The organism is Mucilaginibacter psychrotolerans, from assembly GCF_004519315.1.
Classification (GTDB): Bacteria; Bacteroidota; Bacteroidia; order Sphingobacteriales; family Sphingobacteriaceae; genus Mucilaginibacter; species Mucilaginibacter psychrotolerans.
On record NZ_SOZE01000048.1, the window covers coordinates 17,391 to 36,777 of the forward strand.

Below are 19,387 nucleotides of genomic sequence, written 5' to 3' on the forward strand. Positions count from 1 at the left end.
GACTTTGAACTGATTAGGTTATTAGTTAGATGGGCGTTAAAGATCGTTGAACAGGCAAAAACGAAGGTTGGCTAAAAAACATTCATCCGGCTGTTTAGTGATTTACGGTAGGCATCAGCAATAGGTAAAAATTGCCCGTTAATCACTAAACCACCCTCCTGCAAAGTATCGATCTTATCCATGGCGATGATATAGGAGCGGTGAACCCGGATGAAATTAGCCGAAGGCAGCTTTTCTTCTGCGCCTTTTAATGTGCCATGAATAGCATAAGTTTTTGCTTTGGTATAAAACTTCACGTAATCGCCCATCGCTTCGGCATATAAAATTTCATCAAATCTGATCCGCCGGGTAATATTTGAATCGCGTACAAAAATAAACTCATCAAGCTTAACCTGTACTTCTTCTTTTTTACTATCAATTATTTCCCTGGCTTTGCTTACCGCTTGTAGAAAACGGGCCGGTGTAACCGGTTTTACCAGGTAGTCGGCAACGTTAAGTTCAAACGCCTCAACTGCATATTCTTTTTTAGAGGTGGTAAATATAATGATGGTTCCTTTATTACGCAGGTTCCGGGTCAGTTCCAGGCCACTCATTTCCGGCATTTCAATATCCAGAAATATCAGGTCCACTTCGTCGGCCTGTAAATGATTGTAGGCATCAATGGCATTACAATATTCGCAAATAACATCCAGGTCTTTAACCTGGTTCGCCAGTTGACTCAGGGTGGCTCGGGCTATGGGATTGTCGTCAATAATGAGGCACGTCATTGTGATATAGTATATGATTCGTGAGCGTAAATGTCGCTTAAAAAAAGTATTCTTCCAATTTTCGAAGCGCTTGGACTGGCGGCTTTCAAACGGTTTTACCTTAAAATAATACCTGTTAAAAACTATTGCCCAGAACTTTGCTCTGTCACCAATTGATCAATGCTGAGCATTACCACAACGTAAGCTATTTGCAATTCCTCCAAAGTACTAAAAGCATATCCCAACGACAAAATGTGCCTGTTCAACGAATAGCAATTCAGATCATAGCAGCCGCCATCTACTTTTACATCAACAAACAAAGCAATTAAAATTATAAAACACTTTAAAATTAAATATCATGAAAACCACAATCACTGAAGAAATTGAAATTGTAAATTACGCAACAGACCCTCACATCGACCGCCAGGTTAAAGAATTTTTAAAAGTATTAAATAGCGGTGGTGCCCCTTTGGAAACTTTATCGAAAGAAGATGCGAGACAGGTTTTAATTGGAGCACAGGCATCTGTTAAAGTGGATCTTTCAGGCATTGAAGTATCACAAAAAACAATCACTGCCGATGGTCAGGAAATCAGCCTGAACATTGTTCGCCCTGAAGGTGTAGCCGAAGAACTGCCGGTATTTATTTTTATACACGGTGGTGGTTGGATATTAGGCGACTACCCTACACATGAACGCCTGGTTCGTGACCTAGTTGTTGCATCTGGCGTGGTAGCAGTTTTTGTAAATTATACACCATCTCCGGAAGCGCAATATCCGATAGCTATTAACCAGATATATGCGGCAACTAAATGGGTGGCTGAAAATGGAAAAGAGATCAATGTTGACGGTAGCCGTTTAGCTGTTGTGGGTAACAGTGTAGGTGGTAATATGACCGCGGCTACTGCCCTACAGGCTAAAGCCAAAAATGGCCCCAAAATCAGTCTGCAGATTATGATGTGGCCGGTAACCGATGCCAGGTTTGATTGGGAATCCTATACACTTTTCGGCCAGGATCGTTTTTTAACTGCGCCCCTGATGAAATGGATGTTTGACCAATATACTACCGACGCAGGCGAACGCACGCAAATATTGGTATCGCCATTAAACGCAACCCTAGACGAATTAAAAGACCTTCCACCCGCTTTGATCCAGGTTGCGGAGAACGATATCCTGAGAGATCAGGGCGAAGCCTACGGCCGCAAATTGAATGAGGCCGGCGTAACCGTTACTACCGTACGTTATAATGGTATGATTCACGATTTTGGTTTGCTGAACGCACTGGCTACAGTTCCATCCGTGAAATCTTTAATTGTACAGGCTTCTGCCGAGTTGAAAAAATATCTATTCATATAATCATAAAAAATAACATCATGAAACCTAACATTGGCATCAACGAAGCAGACAGGAAAGCTGTTTCAGATCAATTAAGTAAATTATTGGCAGACGAATTTGTACTGTACACCAAAACCCGTAACGCGCACTGGAATATTGAAGGCCCCGATTTCCACTCCATGCATATCTTTTTTGAAAGCCAGTACGGCGAACTGGACGAGCTAATGGATAGCGTTGCAGAACGCATCCGTAAAATAGGTCACTATGCACCGGCCACCTTAGCGCAATTTTTGCAACTGACTCACTTGACCGAAAAAAGCGATAGAAAGAACGACAGCCAGGGCTTTTTGAAAGAGTTACTGCAAGATCACGAAAGTATCATCGAGTTTATTCGCGGAAACATTACCCCATTTGCCACAGAATTTAATGATGCCGGCACGAGTGATTTTATCACCGGGTTAATGGAAACACACGAGGGTATGGCCTGGATGATCAGGTCGCATTTCAGATAAAAAATAGCTGTATCATAAGTCAATTTTGACCAAATAAAAAATCGGAACAAATTGATTATTAATTAGGGTCTTAAAATTAAGTTTGAGATTGACTTATGATACAGCCGTTTTTTCATTGCTAGTTAAGTAATCTAAAAATTAGGAACAAAAGATGATTTGGGGACCCAAAAAGCAACAGAATTACTTTCTAATAGTAACAAAAATCATAAATATACCAACTAGTATTATTTATAACACCCTGATAACATGGAATTTAAGAAATTAAAATGGCGATTTTTATTTTCTGTTTTTATTTTGCAATAATTGACAATCAATAAGTTACAACGTCTACTTGCCGATACAGATAGTGCTTTTTATATGATGATCAGGCGGTTATGGGATTTCAGGTACAGATCAGCAACAAAATTTTTCGTCCTTTTTTCAGGTCATTTTTGTTGCTATCTTGTTTCCGGGCTATCCATCGGCAACCACTTCGGCTGCGGATGGCATATCCTACAGGTGGTGGATTTTATCGGACACGATTTCATCTTAATAAGCGGCTCAAAATCTTCTTTATATTACTTACTGGTATAATAACCGTACTGGTTCTGCTCAACCTGGCGATATTAATCCCGATAAGGCTACCGTCAGTATCAAATACAGGCCCACCGCATTCATTAGGTTTTATCCTGGCATCCTGTACCACCACTTGCTCAAAACCGTCTCTTTTGATGCTTTTACCACCTGCAAACCGCTCAGCCGGATGATTTCCGGTTCTTAGCGGAGGGTAATGTAATACGATTCGTATTTCTAACTTTTGGCCGCCTCTTGTAACAGTAACGGTCGTTGTGTCACCTGCGCTATATTTACCAATGGCTCTTACAAAATCAAGCTCGTCGGCCACCAGATGCCCGTCTACAGCGTCAACTATATCATCTGTTAGCAAACCGCCAATAGCTGCTGCTTTACCCGGTTGAATAAATGTGAATACCAGTTTATTGCCCTTAAAGCCTGTGGTTGCGCCTATGTAGCCGTAGCTTGTTTTTTTAGGAAGATTGATCAGCATGCTTCCTAAAATACCGGTAAGCGACGAAGAATCGGGCCGGGGAGATATCAACTGCTTGCCAAGATCCTGGAATGCTATAATGTCCTCCGAGTTGTAGGTTAAAGTAACGCCCTGCCGTATTTTTTTTGTTATAGCGATAACTACCAGGTCGTTGGCCCTGTTGCGCTTTAGTACAATACCTTTGAAAGTTTTGCCGTTACCTGATGTAATCATCGGCGTATCGCCTACCATCGAACTTTTGCTTATTAACAGCTGCCTGGCGACCGCATGGTTTGGCGAAAACGTGTCAGATGAGAATAAGGTGCCTAAAATCTCCTGCTTTTGCCCATCAACAATGCTGCTTATTCTTACGAAGCTTGCGGCAAGTTGTTTTTGCGTTTTCAACATCTCTGTCGCTATCGAAACTTGCTGTATGCCGGTACTTAGCGAATCCTTCCCAACAATGTTAGTGTCGGCAGGTAAAGATGCGAAGTTTTTGGCATCGCCTAATGCGCTGAAATATTTGCGGTAGGTATCTATCGGAATTTCGTAATTAACGTTTTCGGAAACTTCAATGCCACTGTGAATTCCAATAACCCTGCCTAGCAGGTCAAATAAAGGCCCGCCCGAATCGCCGGGCTCCATTACACAGGTGGATTGCAGGAAACCATACTTGTTTCTCAGTTCTGAAATTCGTCCATATCTAACGGTAGGCTTACGCTGCTCAAGGCTCTCCGGGTAGGCTATACTGATACAGGGTTGATTTACATTTAAAGAAGATGACCAACCCATTTCTGCAAACGGCCAGAGCCCTTTATCGGTGATCTGAAGCATGGCCGCATCGGGCTGCATAAAAGTTGGCGGTATAGCAATGCGACCAAGCCCCTTTGCAAAGCACTGCCTACCATCAGGAAACATTACCTGGTAACTTTTGCCCGGCATTACAACATGCGCCGCGCTTAGAATCTGTCCTTCCTTGCTAATGACTACGCCGCTAAACTGAGCACTTTGCCTTGTATGCGACACCGCATCTACCTCCCACATCAAAACCGAAGCCGGGTAACCCTTAGCAATTGCACCTGATACACCGGCTTGTAATTGCACGGCAGTACCGGGCTTAGGCTGTGCACTAACTGTCGCTATTGCACACAATTGAATGATGATCGCAATTAAAAACTTTTGCTTCCACATACCGCAATGGATAAAAAAAGGAAGCCGGTAAAACCGGCTTCCGGGTAATTAACTATGAGAACTGATTGATTGGCTATATCTACTGCCCTTTAAAAGCAGCACTTACTATTATTTCCGTTCGTTGTAAACCTGAAATTCTGCAATTGATGCCTGGCTATCTGCTTTACGGATAGATATCCTTACTTTATCACCTGTAACTGTTGGGAAACGGTGTACTTTTATTCTGTTGGGGTTCTGTCCATTAAATAATGTATGCCATGTTCCGTTTGCAAAGTATTCGATACTGTAATCGGATATGTTTGCTTTCTGCTCCGCAATTACTACTGCATTAAAAGCCTGGCCTTTTTTTAAGATTACTTCATACCACGGTGCTTTAACAGTAGGGTTTGATACCCACGATGTTCCGAAATCATCGTCGTTGGCATAATCCATTATCGCCGAATCATCGCTCCAACTGGAATTAGCAAACGCCTTTTTGGCAAGGTTGTGCGATATAATAGGCGCATCCAGTACAGGAAGTTTTGCACCCGGCCCCTGGTTTTTCCAAAGCCTGCCTATCTCTTTTAGGGCTAAAAGTGCGTTGTCATCAAAAAGGCCATCGCGGTTTGGCGCAACATTTAGTATAAAGTTACAGTTTACATTGTTTAACGGTATCAGGATATCATTCACAATTTTAGCCGGTGCTTTTACTGCATCGGTTGGATGGTTGGTCTCCCAGAACCAATTATACTGTAACGGTAGGCACGCAAGTGCGGGCATCCTGTTTTTGTCCGTAGCTACCCGTTGCCCTGCTCCCATTTCGTAGGTTTTAATATCGGTATAATACATTCCCTCTGCCGGATATTTGGCACCGTTAAGGTCCATAACCAGGCAATTGGGCTGTAGCGATTTAATGAGGCGATATATGGCTTCAAAGGGTACATCGTCATAAGAAATACGCGACCATGGTGCATCCCAACCGTCAATAATCAAGGCATCAACTTTGCCGTATTTTGTCATCAGTTCGGTAATCTGCGCCTTAACCATATCAATATGCCTGCGCGTAATGGCGTTAGGCCTAAGCTTGTGGTGCGTATCTAATATAGAATAGTACAGGAATACCTTAAGACCGTTAGCCCTAAAGGCATCTGCATATTCTTTAACTACGTCCTTTTTTAGCGGACTATTCATTACGTTATAATCGGTTGTTTTGGTATCCCAGATGCAAAAGCCGCTGTGATGTTTAGTAGTAATGCAGCCATAGGTCATATTAGCCGACTTTGCTGCTTTTGCCCACTGATCGCAATTGAGCTTTGTTGGGTTAAACAAAGCTGGTGATGCTTCCGGATCTGCCCAATCCTGGTTCATGTAAGTTGGGATATTGAAGTGAATGAACATTCCGAAGCGGAGGTCAACAAAATCCTGTTGTAATTGAGCAAGTGTTTTTATCGGCTCTTTTGGTGCCGTTTGCGCTGTTACTTTTAATGATACGGAAGCAAAAAGAATAAAGCAAAAGGCTTTAAGTTTGAACATATTATTTTCATTAATGCGGCTTTGCCGCTTTACAATTATTTATTAAATATCTCGGCGAGTTTAACGTTAAGGCTTTCGCCCCTTACATCGGTGGCAATTATTTTACCATTAGCATCAACCAGGAAACAAGCCGGCACAGCCCGGATACCGTATAAACGACCAACCGCATTGTTCCAGCCTTTCAAGTCAGACACGTGCTTCCAGGGCATTCCATCCTGCTGAATGGCACCTGTCCAATTCTTTTTATCGCTATCCAGAGAAACTGAAAGTATTTCGAAACCTTTGTCTTTGTAAAGCTGATACTGTTTTACCAGGTTTGGGTTTTCGGCACGGCAGGGTGCACACCAGCTTGCCCAAAAATCAATCAGTATCACTTTTCCCTTTAATGCTGCTAACGAAAGCGGCTTTCCGGTTGCATCGTTTTGCGTAAAAAGTGGCGCCTGGTTACCCACAACAATTGTACTGGCCGCTTTTATGCGCTGGGCCAACTCAATGCCAATATCAGTTTGTCTAAACCTGGGATTAAGCGCTTTAAAAATGGGCTCTACAACAGCTACATCCACTTTGCTGCCGGCAGCCTCTGATAAAGCCACCAGCGCGAAATAGGAATTTGGATTGTCCTTAGCAAATTTTAATTGCTTTTCGCTGCGTGCGGCTATAGCTCTGCGAAATCGCGCATCAACGGCTTTGATGTAGTTTGTATCTTTTTGCTGTTCGGCTGTGCCGCTTGCGAAATCAAGATTAACAGCTTTTGTAAGCGCCATAATGGAGCCGCCTACTGTTTTGGTATAAGCCGCAAATTCATCGTATGTTTTAGAGCCGGTAATAGTTGCGTTGCTTAACGAATCTTCAGATGTCATCAGGATCTGTTCTTTACCGAAGTAAAAGTAGATCGCATCGCCGCCGCGATATATGGCAAATTGCTTTCCGCCACCCGCTGGTGCCAGGGCCATACGCGCTGTAGCTATATCTGCAATTTGCCCTGAAAAGCTAAATGCGCCGTTTACCAACTCCGTAGAGTCTTCATGGCTTTTGCCGTTATCCATATAATCCAGGTAAACCATTGCCGGCTTATTTAAATTGCCAATTTTACCGGATAGCTTAAAGTTTGACGATTGCGCATCCGCGATAAACGGCATTAGGATAACTAAACAGGCAATAGCAGTAGTTCTTTTTAATATTTTCATAGGTTGATGTAGGGCTTTATATAAGGCAAACCGGTTTAATACTTAAGCGCCGGGAAATTGTTTCTTGCTTTGTTAAATTCTGCTTCCCATTTGGCGTTCCAACCGAACGCGGTAGTTGCCTGCGCTTTTAGATTGGTGCCGGCTGCACCGCTCCAGAAATGAACAAATTCGCCCCAGTTAAGATCATGGTCAAACTCGTTACCGTTCTTTTTAGGGTAATATTTGGCAAGCAGCTCAAAATATTTATTTAATACCGCAGCTTTACCATGCTTATCATAAATGGGATAAAACCAGTTTTTAAACCACTGGGTATTTGCGGCCGGGAAATCATCGTGCTTAGACTGCATTTCGGCAAACACTTTGGCTGCTTCAGCTTCGTAACCAATGTGCAGGTACACATCATAGATGAAGATCTCCATGAATTTGCTGTCGCCCCATAGGGCATCAGATGGCGAACCTTTTACACCATGGCTGGCACCGCATACGATATGGCCCAGCTCGTGTATCGGCATGCCTATCTGCTGGCCGGTCGGATTTGTCCAGTCGTCTAACCCGCAGTCAATAACGTTCCTAAAATCATGACTGACATCGAAATATGAAGCAGGGTGCCCGCCACCCAGTTTCCTATTAACAACCTTATGGAAAATAGCATACACACGCGTAGAATCGCCAAAGTTGCCATAGGTCTTTTTTACGTAGGCCCAAGTATCAGATATTACCTTGTTTGGCCACGTTATGTTACGCGGCATATTATCATCATAATAAATAGCAGCACTGTTATCATAGAATGTTCTTGATACAGTAAGGTTATGCTCAAACCAATGTTCTTTCCATTTAAGCGGCGGCGTGCCGGTAATTAAAGTGTCGGCGGCAGTAAGTTGCGTTTGATTGCGCTGTAGCCTGGTTTCGCTGCATGCGCTCTCTATCACTGCCGTAAAAACTAATGCGCACAGTGTTAAACTGATTTTTAAGGTCATGTTGTAAAAAGGTGTTTTCTGCTATGATTTTATCGGCAGCGTAGAATGGATACCATTGTGTTAAAATTGAGGCGGCACCCGCAGATGCCCCTCAATTTTTAAATTGTTACCAGCCGGTATTTTGAACTAATTGTTTATCACTGTCAACATCTTTCTGTGGAATTGGATACAGGTAATGCCTTTTGTTAAACACGCGATTCTCAAACGTTACCAGGTTATAAAACTCGGGCAGGTTGGCGCTGATGTTTAATGCTTTAAAAGGGCCGTTATCGGTAACTTCGGCAATTTTCCAGCGGCGGGTGTCAAAAAAGCGGCTGTTCTCGAAGGCAAGTTCTACCCTGCGTTCTTTCCTGATAGCCTCGCGCATAGCGTCCTGGCCGGCAGGCGCGGGCAAATCGGCACTGCCGTATTCGGGCACACCGGCCCTGTTTCTGATGAGATTTACATATTTCAGTACGTCTGCATTACCCGGCTCCGCTTCATTTAACGCTTCGGCATAGTTCAGGTAGATCTCTGCAAGCCTCAGCATTACCCATGACCGGCCACCTTGTCTCCAGTCGCCGGTTACTATGTTTTTGCGTACAATATAGCCGGTTGGCGAATAATCATTACCACCTGTTTGCTTTCCGGAGTTGGCGGTATTATATGTTTCGGTGATTACCTCGCCACTGTTGGAATTTAGCCATTTGCTGCCATTGTAGGTGATGCCTACATAAAAGCGTGGTTCGCGGTTTGCCCATTGATTATAAGTGCGCCTTGCCTTATCATCATACGGTGCCTGAAAATCGGAGAAACCTGTTTTTACATACCCTGAAGCAGGATCGTCTATAGAACGACCGTTTGCCATAAAATAGGCATCCACCATAGTTTGGGTAGCACCCAAACCTCCGCTTCCCCTTACTTCGTCCGCATAACCAGAGTGGTATGGTGCCAGCTCGTATGCTCTGTTGGTAATACCGGCATCGATACGGGCATAAATTATCTCCTTGTTCCAGTCTACCAGCATTACATCGCGGGTTGACAGGTAAGGGCTATAGTTGCCGTTTGCATCATTAACCCGGTAAAGATCGAACTGTGAAGGCACAAACTGGTCTATAAACGCTTTGGCTGCGTCTGCCGCGTTTTTCCATTTAGATGCGTCATACTGATCGCTAATGAGCTTTTTGCCATCGGCATTTTGCATCGAGCTGTAATCTGTATTACCGTTAAATAACGGGCTCGCAGCGTAAAGCAATACCTGCGACTTAATGGCCATCGCATACGCCCTGTTTACGCGGCCGTAGTTATTGGTGTTTGATGCTTTTAAAGGCAAATCTACCATAGCCGCATCCAGTTCTGATGTTACATAAGCCACACATTCGTCAAACGAACTTCGGGGAAGTTGTACATCATCAAACGAAGCATCCGGGCTTATGGTTTTATCGCCGGTTATCACTACCGGGCCGTAAATACGCATCAGCCAAAAGTAGTACATGGCTCTTAAGGCCCTTGCTTCGGCCTTGTACTGCACTTTTAGCGAATTGGGCAGATCTGATACCTTATCAACGTTATCCATAAAGATTCCTGCAGACCGGATACCACGGTAGTAAGTTGTCCAAAAACCGCTTACAAATCCGCTGGATGCATCGTACGTACCGTTGTTTATGTTTTGAGTGGCCACGAAACCCCAGTCGTATTCGGCCTCATCAGAACCGCCTGTCCACTCCCCGATGTTATTGTCCGATCCCGGGAAGCGCTGCGAAGCTTCATCGGGGATAACAGAGTATACGTTGGCGAGGAATTTTTCTGCCGAGTTTCGGTTCCTAAAAGTCTCATCCAGCGTAAGGCGATCATCAGGCACCTGATCTAAGAAACCTTTTTTACACGAAAGGCTAAATGTTAATATGCAAGTTGCAAAGGCTGCTATTACAATTCGTTTCATTTTATTTGCTTTAAATAAATGTTTGTCCGTTAATTAAACTGCGCGCTGATACCTAAGGAAATTGTTTTCACGTTAGGATAAGTAGTGCCGTTGCCGGTGTTTAGTTCCGGATCCCATAACTTAAAATCACTGATGGTGAAGAGGTTGTAACCCATTATATAAACGCGGGCGTTGCTCATGCCAATTTTATTGAACGTGGCTTTAGGAAAGGTATAGCCAAAATCAAGCGTTTTTAAGCGGATAAACTGTACATCTTTTACCCACCACGAGCTGTGCTGCGTGTTGTTGGTATTATCACCATCGCCATAAGCTAAACGGGGATAAAACACATCCTGGCTCGGGTTATCTTCTGTCCACCTGTCGGTGATGTTGGCATAGGCGTTACTGATACCTCCATTGGTTGCAAAGGGTTGTATGGCATTGCCGGATATATAGCGCGAAGCGTGGCCCGTTCCCTGAAAAAATGCACCGAGGTTAAAGCCTTTGTACGCAACGTTAAAACCAACACCATAGGTTAAGAAAGGCACATCGCCCTTGCTAATCTGTGTTCTGTCGTAAGCGTTAATGATGCCATCGTTGTTTAAATCGCGATATTTAATATCGCCCGGGCGGATACTCTCTTTCGATCCTGGCACAGCGCTGTTGTCGATCTCTTCCTGGCTGGTAAATAAACCTTCGGCTATGTAGCCAAAATCGGCCAGGATGTTATGTCCGCGCCGGTCGTTCCACGAATATTTAGGAGACGGCTGGTCATTTTCAATAACAACATCTTTATTGTAGGTAACATTACCGCGCAAATTTACCACCGTTTGGCCTATGTTAAGGCGCTGTTCTATGGTGGCATCAAAACCTTTATTATCAACAATACCCAAGTTAGCATAAGGGGCGGATGATAAGCCCACATAACCTGGTACGGCTGCTCTTTGCAGGAAAATACCGCTGCGGTGCTCTCTAAACAAATCGAACGTTAAAGAAAAGGTTTCGTGAAACGCCCTGATATCAAAACCCAAATCCTGCTTGTGCGACCTTGACCAGGTTACATCGACACCATAATCGGTAATGCTGATACCGCTGATGCCGTTGGTATTGTTTTGACCATAAGTATAACCGGAAGCACCGTCTGACAATAGCGTTAAATAACCAAATCTACGGCCCAGGCCAATGTCTGCACTACCTACAATACCGTTGCTGTAGCGGATCTTGAAGAAGGAGATCGTGTTTTTGATAGGTGCAAAAAACTTCTCTTCTGATACCAGCCAGCCTAAACCAAATGCAGGGAAATAACCGTAACGTTTATCCGGAGCAAAGTTTTCAGATCCGTTGTAACCTACGTTAAACTCAGCAAAATACTTATCATTATAAGAGTAGGTTACCCTGCCCGCTAAGCTGCGCAGGCGATATGGGATAGAGGTTGTAAAATCGCCAGCGGGAAAACGCGATTCATCCTCCTGGTTAAATAATAAGAGCCCGCCTACACGGTGTTTGCTAAACGCTCGATCGTAGTTTAACGACGACTCGGTGTAAACCTTGTTACGGCCGCCGCTGCCGGCACCGTAGTTAAGGTAATTACCCTGCCCGGTGTAAGTTCTTACCAGGTTTAGGGTGCCGTCGGCCTTGTACGGTGTGTTTTGATCCGGGTACCAGGTATCCTCACGTTTTTGGCGCGTGATGCTATTATTGTTAAAAGCATCAAAGGCGAAGAGGGTGTTAAAGGTTAAGCCCTTAATGATCGAGCCCAGATCCTGCGTTACACGAATGTTAGAATAAAGCTGATTTTCGAAGTTGGTACGATAACCTCTTCGGGTAAGATCGGCATATGGGTTACGCTGATCGCCATTTGGGTTAACACCCGGCACAAAACCACCCGGATATTCGAGCGGAAACACTACCGGTGATACGATCATGGCCTGCTGGAAAATATCTCCGGAAGATACCGATGGGTAATTGCCCTTACTTACATATCCCTGTACACCCAAAGCTACTTTGGTACTTTTGGTAACATCCAAATCAACGTTACTGGTGAAATTGTAACGGCTGTAGTCTATGTTAGAGTTGTACGTAGATAGCTTGTCGGTCTTTAAAAGGCCACCTTCGTTATAGTAACTGGCCGATATATAGTAACGGGCATTAGGTGCGCCCCCATTGACGTTTACATTGGCACGCCTGTTACGGCTTGTATTTTTAAATACAGCATCCATCCAGTTAATGTTAGGATATAGCAATGGATCAACATTATTCTGTGTGTTTTGGATGTATTGCTGCGAATACTTAGCAACTCCTCCCCTTGTGGTATTTGCCTCGTTAACGGCATTCATATAGGTGATACCGTCGGCCATTTCGGGCACACGGGTAAATGAAGTAAAACCTTCATAGTAATCGGCATCAATTTTTGGTTTACCCGCTTTGCCGCGCTTGGTTTGTACCAATATTACCCCGTTTGCTCCCCTAACGCCGTACACTGCTGTTGCAGATGCATCTTTTAAAATAGTGAACGACTGGATGTCCTGCGGATCGAGGTTGTTAATAGATCGGGTAACACCATCTACCAAAACTAAAGGGCCTGTAGCGTTATTGGTAAAAGTAGAGATACCGCGGATCCAGATATCGGCGCTATTGCCGCCGGGCTCACCAGAACGCTGCACACCCACAATACCCGATAATCTGCCCGCCAGTAAAGTGGAAATGTTTGCCACGGGTTGCTTTAATTCACCAACATCTACTGTTGACTGTGCGCCTACCAAACTCACTTTACGCTGCGTACCGTAAGCAACCACCGCAACTTCTTTCAGCTCGTTTTGCGGATTAGGCACCATTTTTATGTCTATTACTTTTGCATCAGCTACCACCACTTCCTGGCTTTGATAACCAATAAATGCAAACACCAGCGTTTCGGTATCATCATTTACTTGTATCTGGTACTTACCTGCTGCATCGGTGATACCACCACGGGTAGTATTTTTCACCCTGATGGTAACTCCGGGTAAAGCCTCGCCCTTTTCATCAACAACTTTACCGGTAACAATACGTTGAACCGGCTTTGGTTTGGCAATGGGTACCTTTTCTTCGTACCTGATGAGAATCTCATCATCGAGCACAATAAATGTATAAGAAGTATTACTAAGGGCCTTGTTTAATACCCTACCAAGCTCCTGGTTAACAACCTTTACAGATATGCGCGTTTTGCTGTTGGTTACCGCGCCGTTGTACGTAAACTTTACGCCCGAGGCAGCCGAAATATTATCAAGCGCATCTACCAAGAGGCTGTTTTTTAAATTAACAGTGATGTGCTTTTTCAACAGATCCTGTGCATCTGCCGGGCGCGCCGCCATCAGGATAGTTGAACTGCTTAAAATGGCTAGTATGATGGTGCCTATCTTCATAAAAAGCATATACTTGCGTCCCTTATTGCGGGATACATTATTTTTCATATATTCACTTCGATAAAACGTTAAAAAATAGCAGGTACCCTGGAATCCACTCCGTTGAGGTATAGCTGTTTACTATGATGTTTTTTTGATACAGTTAGCGCCCCCTCGCACGGGGCGTTAATTGATTTTTGGATGAGCAGGTATCGTTACTTCAAATTACACCCTCCTCCTTTAATGATCCACACGCTATCTTTTGTGGTAACAGATGCGTTAACTACAAACGCCATTTTTTTCAAGAATTTCACCGGGCTTTCACCGGGCTTTATACGACCGTAAAACGTGCAATTCTGTACGTTACCCAAAACCTTAATATTCATACCATACAAGCGGCTAAGGTCTTCGGCTACATCTTTAGATGGGATATTCTTATACTCGTAGTAACCATTGTGTCGGCCAACAACCGCATCTATATCAGGAATAGGCATAACCCTGGCCTCTTTTGTGGTCTTATTGTAAACAACCTGGTTGTTGGGTAATAGCGATAACGCTGTTTTACTACCGGTAAATGATACCTTACCGGTTATTAATGCTACCGTAACATTATCACTTTCCTTTAAAGCGGTTATGTTAAAACTGGTACCCAATACCCTTGTACTGGTGTTGCCTGTGCTAACCACAAAAGGGTGTTGTTTATCCTTGGCAATATCAAAAAACGCTTCTCCCGAAAAGCTGATATCGCGTGTTGGCCCCTTGAAGGATGCCGGGTACGTGAGCGTACTTTTTGCACTTAACCAAATAACCGACCCATCTGTTAAATGAAGCTTTTTTGTTTCACCTGCCTTTGTGCTGACGGTGATTATAGCGGGCGAAACATCCTTTTTTGCAAAGCGCCATAAGAAAATGCAGCATACCGCCCCAATTACGCAAGCTGCAACCGCTATTTTATAAAAAAGGGTGCCCGTGCGGCCTTGCGCAAACGGCGTATCGCTTACTTGCTGCTTTACAGCCTTAAATATGCGCTCCTTTGCTTCAACCTCTTCCAACTTACTTAGGTAAGGCCACGAATGATCATCAATACCTTTTTGGCGATACCATAACAACAACTCTTCCCGCTCGGCTTGGGTAGCTGTGCCATGTATATATTTTTTTATTAAATAGGTCTGTCTTAATTCGTCCATTTCAGCGCAATTAATTAGAAGTACCATGAGCAAGGATGTACCCTTAGTACAACTACAATATTTTTTAAAAATGTGTTATTTAATACTACCGCAGCGGTATGCAATAAACTTATAGCTCTTTAAGAACTATAAGAAGCACCATCATTTCTTTGAGGTTTAAGCGGAGCATCTTAAGAGCTTTGGTAAGATGTGCTTCTACTGTTTTCTTGGCGATATTCATTTCATCGGCTATCTCTTGGGGAGAGAGGCCTTTTTGCCTGCTATACTGATAAACCAGGCGGCATTTTTCGGGCAGTTGTTCTACCAATCCGTTCACATATTCTTCCAGGAACTTTGCATGGAAAAGGTCTTCCGGAAGTTCTGCCAGCGGACTGCCAGGCATATGCTCCAGCAATTTCTCGCGCCGGTTTTTGGTGTAGATACTTTTGAAAACCGAAAATTTTATTGCTGTGGCCAGATACGAACTTAAGGTATCAATCTTAACAACACCTCGGCGGTTCCAAAGGCTTACAAAAACTTCCTGAACTATTTCCTCTGCAGCAAACTTATCTTTGGTATAACTATACCCCAATGCAACTAGCTTTTTCCAATACCGGTTATAAATTTCTGTAAAGGCAGCATCATTACCTGTTGTAAAAAGTTCAAGTAACTCGTTATCCGTCGGCTTTACATCAATTTTCATCAGTCATGGCAATGTTTTCACTAAATTATTAATAATTCTTTAACAATAAGTTGCTTTTAATGCAGTAATGATTAAAAAAATGGTTTAAAGCAAAATAAAACCGCTTTTCACAAAAAAAGCCACTACATCTCTGTAGCGGCTGGCTTTTGCTGATTAAAGTTAATTAAGCTTAATAATCTCGGTTATTCTTCTGTCTCCTGTGCCTCCAACGTATTTATAATTAAGGCTGAATGTACGTGTGGCGGGATCAAATGTACAGCTTCCGTTACTTTGAATACTTGGATTTGCAGATCCGGGCGCAGAGATCACCGTAACTGAGTTGTCGGGATTTACTATTAACCACATATAATAATTACTGCCGCCTAAGTCTGCCGCTTCGACGCGTATAATGTTGCCATTTACAGTAGTCAACGTTTTTGCCCTGTCTGTCCACGACCTATTTATAGAAGGGTCCGGAAAAGCAATTGATCCACTGGCCTTAGCCTCGCCTTCGTACTCGCTTTTTATACTAACTAAATAATATACGGTGCTGTAATAGTTTATCTTTTCACCCTGCGCATCGGCAATTGCTACGGGCAGCATATATTTAACGCCAAGGGTTAACTTATCTGTAATAATGTTTACAGTATGGTCTGCAGTGGTTTGCCCTGCTGGTATCGTTACCTTTGTACTGGGAATGCTGTAAGCATCGGTCGGCAGCGGCTGGTAAATTTCGTATTTAAAGTCTGTTGCAGCAGGCACATCGGTATTTGCCTTTACAGCAGCCAGGCTATCTTTAGTATAAAGTGTTTTATGTGTAGCATTAAGGGCTGCGATAGCGCCATTATCTACGTTTAGCGTAACCGTTACGTCTTTACTAAGTGGCTTCGTTGCCGACAAAAGAACAGTGGTAACCAGCGGCTGGGGCGCAGAATTAATGCTTTTTTCTATGATAAATTTAAACCCGCCATTATCAAACATTGCAGGCCCTGCATGTGCAGCTACAGGCAGCTCAATTGATGTGGGCATATTTTTGTAATTGTAGTTATCATCTGTTTTAGAGCACGAAGCCAGAATTGAGATAACAGCTACAAGGATTAAATAAAATTTTGTAGATCTTCTTTTCATTTGTTTTTGTTTTAGTGTGAATAAAAGTTTCGTGTTAGCGCTAAATTTTACCTATGGGTGTTGGCCTCGCCTCATTTTGGCAGCGGCATAACTCGCGCATATACTGGAGTACATTAAAATACAGCTTACCCTTAGTTGTAGCGATATTTTTATCAGATGCAGAAGATCCTATCAAGCAGTTTTTAAATTGCGGAGGCTTTAAACGCGTCTTTTAAAACCAGCGCGTCAATATTATTGGTCATTTTAAACAGCAACTGCGGGGCAAGCTGTGATTTGACAAATGCCATTTGCATTTCGTGTTTTTTTCCTTTAACAGCTCTTTCAATCTTATCTTGGACCCCAGTGGCAAAAACTTTAATACTCAGAGCAGTCACACCGGATTTCCGGACAAGAAATTTCAACAGTTGGAAGCAGTTGTTCCAACTGTTTTTCCGTCAATTGACCTCCCAAAAATCGCTCCGTGATATCTGCTTTTACCTTATAGTGCCACAAGAACAAACTGTACCACCTTGGAATTAGGGATTACGTGGTCCATTCCACACTATCACGTGCAAACGAAAACCGAAATATTACCGGACATCCTGTTGGTATCGGTGTTTAAGATAATGTTGATTAAACTGCAAGCGCATCCGAGCCATTGACCAGGGTAATATTCCTGGTGTTTTCATTATATCTTATGTACGTTGCCTTAATGGTATAAGTGCCGGCTTTAAGGATAATTTTATGCTAGCCCAGAGTGTTGGTAGCCGTACCTGCATTTGGCAATTCTGCCACGTGCACCGTTGCGCCGATTAGCACACCTGTGGTAACCCTAGCCGTACCTGTTGTGGTTAGGCCATAGCTTCGCAGAGAAATGGTGGAAAGGGCAAAACAAAACAAGTTATTTTTTTTTCATAATTTATAGTTTAGATTATTAAGTTTAGTAAAAAAAACGCCCCGGCTAATGGTTAAACCTAGGCGTTTTAGACCTAATCAATAGGGGGGGGGGGGTAGTATATTATTCTTCTTCAGCTCCTCCACGGCCTCCGCCGGTTGATCCTGTGAAATCGGTTAAAAGAAACGCTTTGTTTTGCTTTATAGGTGTAGCCAAGTCCGGTTTAGGAAAACGTTCTTCCTAATGGCCTATGTATTCCGGTGTACCTATGAAAGACAATACATCTTCCCGGCCGAGCAGGCTATAAACATCATAGTATTGCGGCATAAAATTCACATCCGTATTTCCAGTTTCCGTTTCGCGCCGGAATTTGGTCGCGATGGTTTGTAGTTTTTCAACAAACGAATAGCCGGGATGATAGCAGGCAATGTCCTTTGCGCGGTTATCCATGATATCGACACCCTGAGCAGCCGCACGGTCATAGGCCCAGAAACTGATCAGTACTTTTTCATTGGGCGTTACCCAGTCAAAACCGGCTTCCAAACCTATACAGCTTTTTGCCGGTTAAAGATGATATACAAATTGATACCGGTAACCTTTTGTATATCATTAGGATGATCGCGGAACAGAACAGCTATTTTTGGATTTCAACCAATAGCATATAATGTCTAAACAATCCATCGCCGAGGATATGATCGAGATCATTCGCTCAAACACACCTTCCTGGGGATTTCTTCCTTTTACCGTAATGTATGTTGATCCCCAAAAGCTTAGAACATTAAATATCGATGGTCTATGACAACAAACAATGACATCTCCCTCCGGCCGGCCATCAGTTTTGCCGTCCTGAAAATATCCCACTTTATCCTGCTGTCGCTCGCTTTCCTGGTGCTGGCCTGGTATAGTTCTCCCTATTTTATATTTTTCAGCCTCGCCGTGCTCGGCTTTGCCTGGTACCGGCTGCTCTGGATACGCAGTAACCGCTACCTCATCGGCACAGAGACCATCCGAACCAGCACGGGCATCTTTTTTAAGCGTACCGACGAACTTGAGATGTACCGGATCAAAGGTGCGCACGTAGCGGCAGCATAGTAAATATACCCATGGCAGGGTATTAGGCCAGTGTTCAAAAGGCCTATCGTCCATCGGCTTATCCGTGAGGGAAACCAAATATCGGGGAGTGTAGCATGCCGACACAAGTCTATAAGTTGACCAGTTGTCAGGTCACGACTGAATAGCAGGACGAGAAACAGATATGAGGATAAAATCCATACTGATTGAATGATAACCCAAGCGGCCTCTCCCGGTAGCTATGACGTAAGATAACTGAACTCGTCATACTGTGATACTTCCCTTTGGTCTTTGAGGAGGGTAAGCGAAGAACAAATCACAGCGCAATTGCAATATGCAATAACGGGTGGAAGTCATATCCGACAATCTGTAACGCCATCGTTACTATGTTGCTAAACGTGGATTACCTAAGTCAGAATGCCGCTGGCGCGGCTATAGAATGCAGATTCTTGAATATCTGATATGGTAACGGAGCTTCCGTAGTAGTCCGAGCAGGGGAAAGCCTTGTACATGGCGAAGGGAAGCAGCTAATATTATTTAATGCTAATAAAGGAAAATGTGTGAGACATTATGAGAAATCCACAATAGAATAAGGCGTTTAAGCAACCCATGATTTTTGCAGAAATATTGGTCCGGCCGCAATCATCGTCTTGACAAGGTTATGAAACATATTGTCAGGATACTTAAGCCTGTTGAACCGGTAA

At 43.5% G+C, this 19,387-nt stretch carries 17 protein-coding genes; 4 read left to right on the plus strand and 13 right to left on the minus strand.

Features of this window, described 5'->3' with window-relative positions:
• Nucleotides 1-71 precede the first annotated feature (71 nt).
• On the minus strand, nt 72-767 hold the full coding sequence (locus E2R66_RS26405) for a LytR/AlgR family response regulator transcription factor (RefSeq protein WP_133236552.1): 696 nt from the start codon (nt 765-767) through the stop codon (nt 72-74).
• A 337-nt stretch (nt 768-1,104) separates the two neighbouring features.
• Here E2R66_RS26405 and E2R66_RS26410 point away from each other — a divergent pair, with 337 nt between their 5' ends.
• Both E2R66_RS26410 and E2R66_RS26415 read left to right on the plus strand, forming a co-directional pair.
• The gene (locus E2R66_RS26410) at nt 1,105-2,100 is read left to right on the plus strand and encodes an alpha/beta hydrolase (RefSeq protein WP_133236550.1); all 996 of its coding nucleotides are present in this window, start codon (nt 1,105-1,107) and stop codon (nt 2,098-2,100) included.
• Between the two features lie 17 nt (nt 2,101-2,117).
• A complete protein-coding gene (locus E2R66_RS26415) occupies nt 2,118-2,591 on the plus strand; it encodes a Dps family protein (protein ID WP_133236548.1) in 474 nt (157 codons plus the stop codon).
• A gap of 523 nt (nt 2,592-3,114) precedes the next feature.
• On the opposite strand, the gene E2R66_RS26420 is transcribed toward E2R66_RS26415, so the two are convergent.
• The 10 genes from E2R66_RS26420 to E2R66_RS28730 form a co-directional block, all read right to left on the minus strand.
• Nucleotides 3,115-4,806, minus strand: coding sequence for a trypsin-like peptidase domain-containing protein (locus E2R66_RS26420; RefSeq protein WP_133236546.1), 1,692 nt, complete (start codon nt 4,804-4,806; stop codon nt 3,115-3,117).
• Between the two features lie 108 nt (nt 4,807-4,914).
• A complete protein-coding gene (locus E2R66_RS26425; RefSeq protein WP_133236544.1) occupies nt 4,915-6,318 on the minus strand; it encodes an alpha-L-fucosidase in 1,404 nt (467 codons plus the stop codon).
• Between the two features lie 35 nt (nt 6,319-6,353).
• The gene (locus E2R66_RS26430) at nt 6,354-7,505 is read right to left on the minus strand and encodes a TlpA disulfide reductase family protein (protein ID WP_133236542.1); all 1,152 of its coding nucleotides are present in this window, start codon (nt 7,503-7,505) and stop codon (nt 6,354-6,356) included.
• 35 nt (nt 7,506-7,540) lie between these two features.
• Nucleotides 7,541-8,482 (minus strand): hypothetical protein, encoded by a 942-nt coding sequence (locus E2R66_RS26435; RefSeq protein WP_133236540.1) that lies wholly within the window; start codon nt 8,480-8,482, stop codon nt 7,541-7,543.
• Nucleotides 8,483-8,588: 106 nt separating this feature from the next.
• Entirely contained in the window at nt 8,589-10,403 is a 1,815-nt protein-coding gene (locus E2R66_RS26440) for a RagB/SusD family nutrient uptake outer membrane protein (RefSeq protein ID WP_133236538.1), read from the minus strand.
• Nucleotides 10,404-10,432: 29 nt separating this feature from the next.
• Nucleotides 10,433-13,831 (minus strand): SusC/RagA family TonB-linked outer membrane protein, encoded by a 3,399-nt coding sequence (locus tag E2R66_RS26445; RefSeq protein ID WP_133236536.1) that lies wholly within the window; start codon nt 13,829-13,831, stop codon nt 10,433-10,435.
• A 146-nt stretch (nt 13,832-13,977) separates the two neighbouring features.
• Complete coding sequence (locus tag E2R66_RS26450) at nt 13,978-14,949, minus strand: FecR family protein (protein ID WP_158288510.1); 972 nt, start codon at nt 14,947-14,949, stop codon at nt 13,978-13,980.
• A 109-nt stretch (nt 14,950-15,058) separates the two neighbouring features.
• On the minus strand, nt 15,059-15,631 hold the full coding sequence (locus E2R66_RS26455) for an RNA polymerase sigma-70 factor (RefSeq protein ID WP_133236532.1): 573 nt from the start codon (nt 15,629-15,631) through the stop codon (nt 15,059-15,061).
• Nucleotides 15,632-15,790: 159 nt separating this feature from the next.
• Entirely contained in the window at nt 15,791-16,639 is an 849-nt protein-coding gene (locus E2R66_RS26460; protein WP_158288511.1) for a DUF1735 domain-containing protein, read from the minus strand.
• A 281-nt stretch (nt 16,640-16,920) separates the two neighbouring features.
• The gene (locus E2R66_RS28730; RefSeq protein WP_192902013.1) at nt 16,921-17,139 is read right to left on the minus strand and encodes a hypothetical protein; all 219 of its coding nucleotides are present in this window, start codon (nt 17,137-17,139) and stop codon (nt 16,921-16,923) included.
• Here E2R66_RS28730 and E2R66_RS29350 point away from each other — a divergent pair.
• Nucleotides 17,081-17,257 (plus strand): DUF4372 domain-containing protein, encoded by a 177-nt coding sequence (locus tag E2R66_RS29350; protein WP_158288512.1) that lies wholly within the window; start codon nt 17,081-17,083, stop codon nt 17,255-17,257. The two genes, E2R66_RS28730 and E2R66_RS29350, sit on opposite strands and share 59 nt — an antisense overlap.
• 207 nt (nt 17,258-17,464) lie before the next feature.
• Here the strand turns inward: E2R66_RS29350 and E2R66_RS28590 are convergent, their stop codons facing one another.
• Together E2R66_RS28590 and E2R66_RS26470 are read right to left on the minus strand one after the other, a co-directional pair.
• Nucleotides 17,465-17,617 (minus strand): hypothetical protein, encoded by a 153-nt coding sequence (locus E2R66_RS28590; protein WP_158288513.1) that lies wholly within the window; start codon nt 17,615-17,617, stop codon nt 17,465-17,467.
• A 235-nt stretch (nt 17,618-17,852) separates the two neighbouring features.
• Complete coding sequence (locus tag E2R66_RS26470; RefSeq protein WP_133236528.1) at nt 17,853-18,155, minus strand: hypothetical protein; 303 nt, start codon at nt 18,153-18,155, stop codon at nt 17,853-17,855.
• 252 nt (nt 18,156-18,407) lie between these two features.
• Between E2R66_RS26470 and E2R66_RS26475 the strand changes: the two genes are divergently transcribed.
• The gene (locus tag E2R66_RS26475; protein ID WP_133236526.1) at nt 18,408-18,704 is read left to right on the plus strand and encodes a hypothetical protein; all 297 of its coding nucleotides are present in this window, start codon (nt 18,408-18,410) and stop codon (nt 18,702-18,704) included.
• Nucleotides 18,705-19,387 lie beyond the last annotated feature (683 nt).

Bases quoted from the DNA above. Each gene is read 5' to 3' on its own strand.
- E2R66_RS26405 (WP_133236552.1), bottom strand. From the start codon at position 767: ATGACGTGCCTCATTATTGACGACAATCCCATAGCCCGAGCCACCCTG.
- E2R66_RS26410 (WP_133236550.1), top strand. From the start codon at position 1,105: ATGAAAACCACAATCACTGAAGAAATTGAAATTGTAAATTACGCAACA.
- E2R66_RS26415 (WP_133236548.1), top strand. From the start codon at position 2,118: ATGAAACCTAACATTGGCATCAACGAAGCAGACAGGAAAGCTGTTTCA.
- E2R66_RS26420 (WP_133236546.1), bottom strand. From the start codon at position 4,806: ATGTGGAAGCAAAAGTTTTTAATTGCGATCATCATTCAATTGTGTGCA.
- E2R66_RS26425 (WP_133236544.1), bottom strand. From the start codon at position 6,318: ATGTTCAAACTTAAAGCCTTTTGCTTTATTCTTTTTGCTTCCGTATCA.
- E2R66_RS26430 (WP_133236542.1), bottom strand. From the start codon at position 7,505: ATGAAAATATTAAAAAGAACTACTGCTATTGCCTGTTTAGTTATCCTA.
- E2R66_RS26435 (WP_133236540.1), bottom strand. From the start codon at position 8,482: ATGACCTTAAAAATCAGTTTAACACTGTGCGCATTAGTTTTTACGGCA.
- E2R66_RS26440 (WP_133236538.1), bottom strand. From the start codon at position 10,403: ATGAAACGAATTGTAATAGCAGCCTTTGCAACTTGCATATTAACATTT.
- E2R66_RS26445 (WP_133236536.1), bottom strand. From the start codon at position 13,831: ATGAAAAATAATGTATCCCGCAATAAGGGACGCAAGTATATGCTTTTT.
- E2R66_RS26450 (WP_158288510.1), bottom strand. From the start codon at position 14,949: ATGGACGAATTAAGACAGACCTATTTAATAAAAAAATATATACATGGC.
- E2R66_RS26455 (WP_133236532.1), bottom strand. From the start codon at position 15,631: ATGAAAATTGATGTAAAGCCGACGGATAACGAGTTACTTGAACTTTTT.
- E2R66_RS26460 (WP_158288511.1), bottom strand. From the start codon at position 16,639: ATGCCCACATCAATTGAGCTGCCTGTAGCTGCACATGCAGGGCCTGCA.
- E2R66_RS26475 (WP_133236526.1), top strand. From the start codon at position 18,408: ATGACAACAAACAATGACATCTCCCTCCGGCCGGCCATCAGTTTTGCC.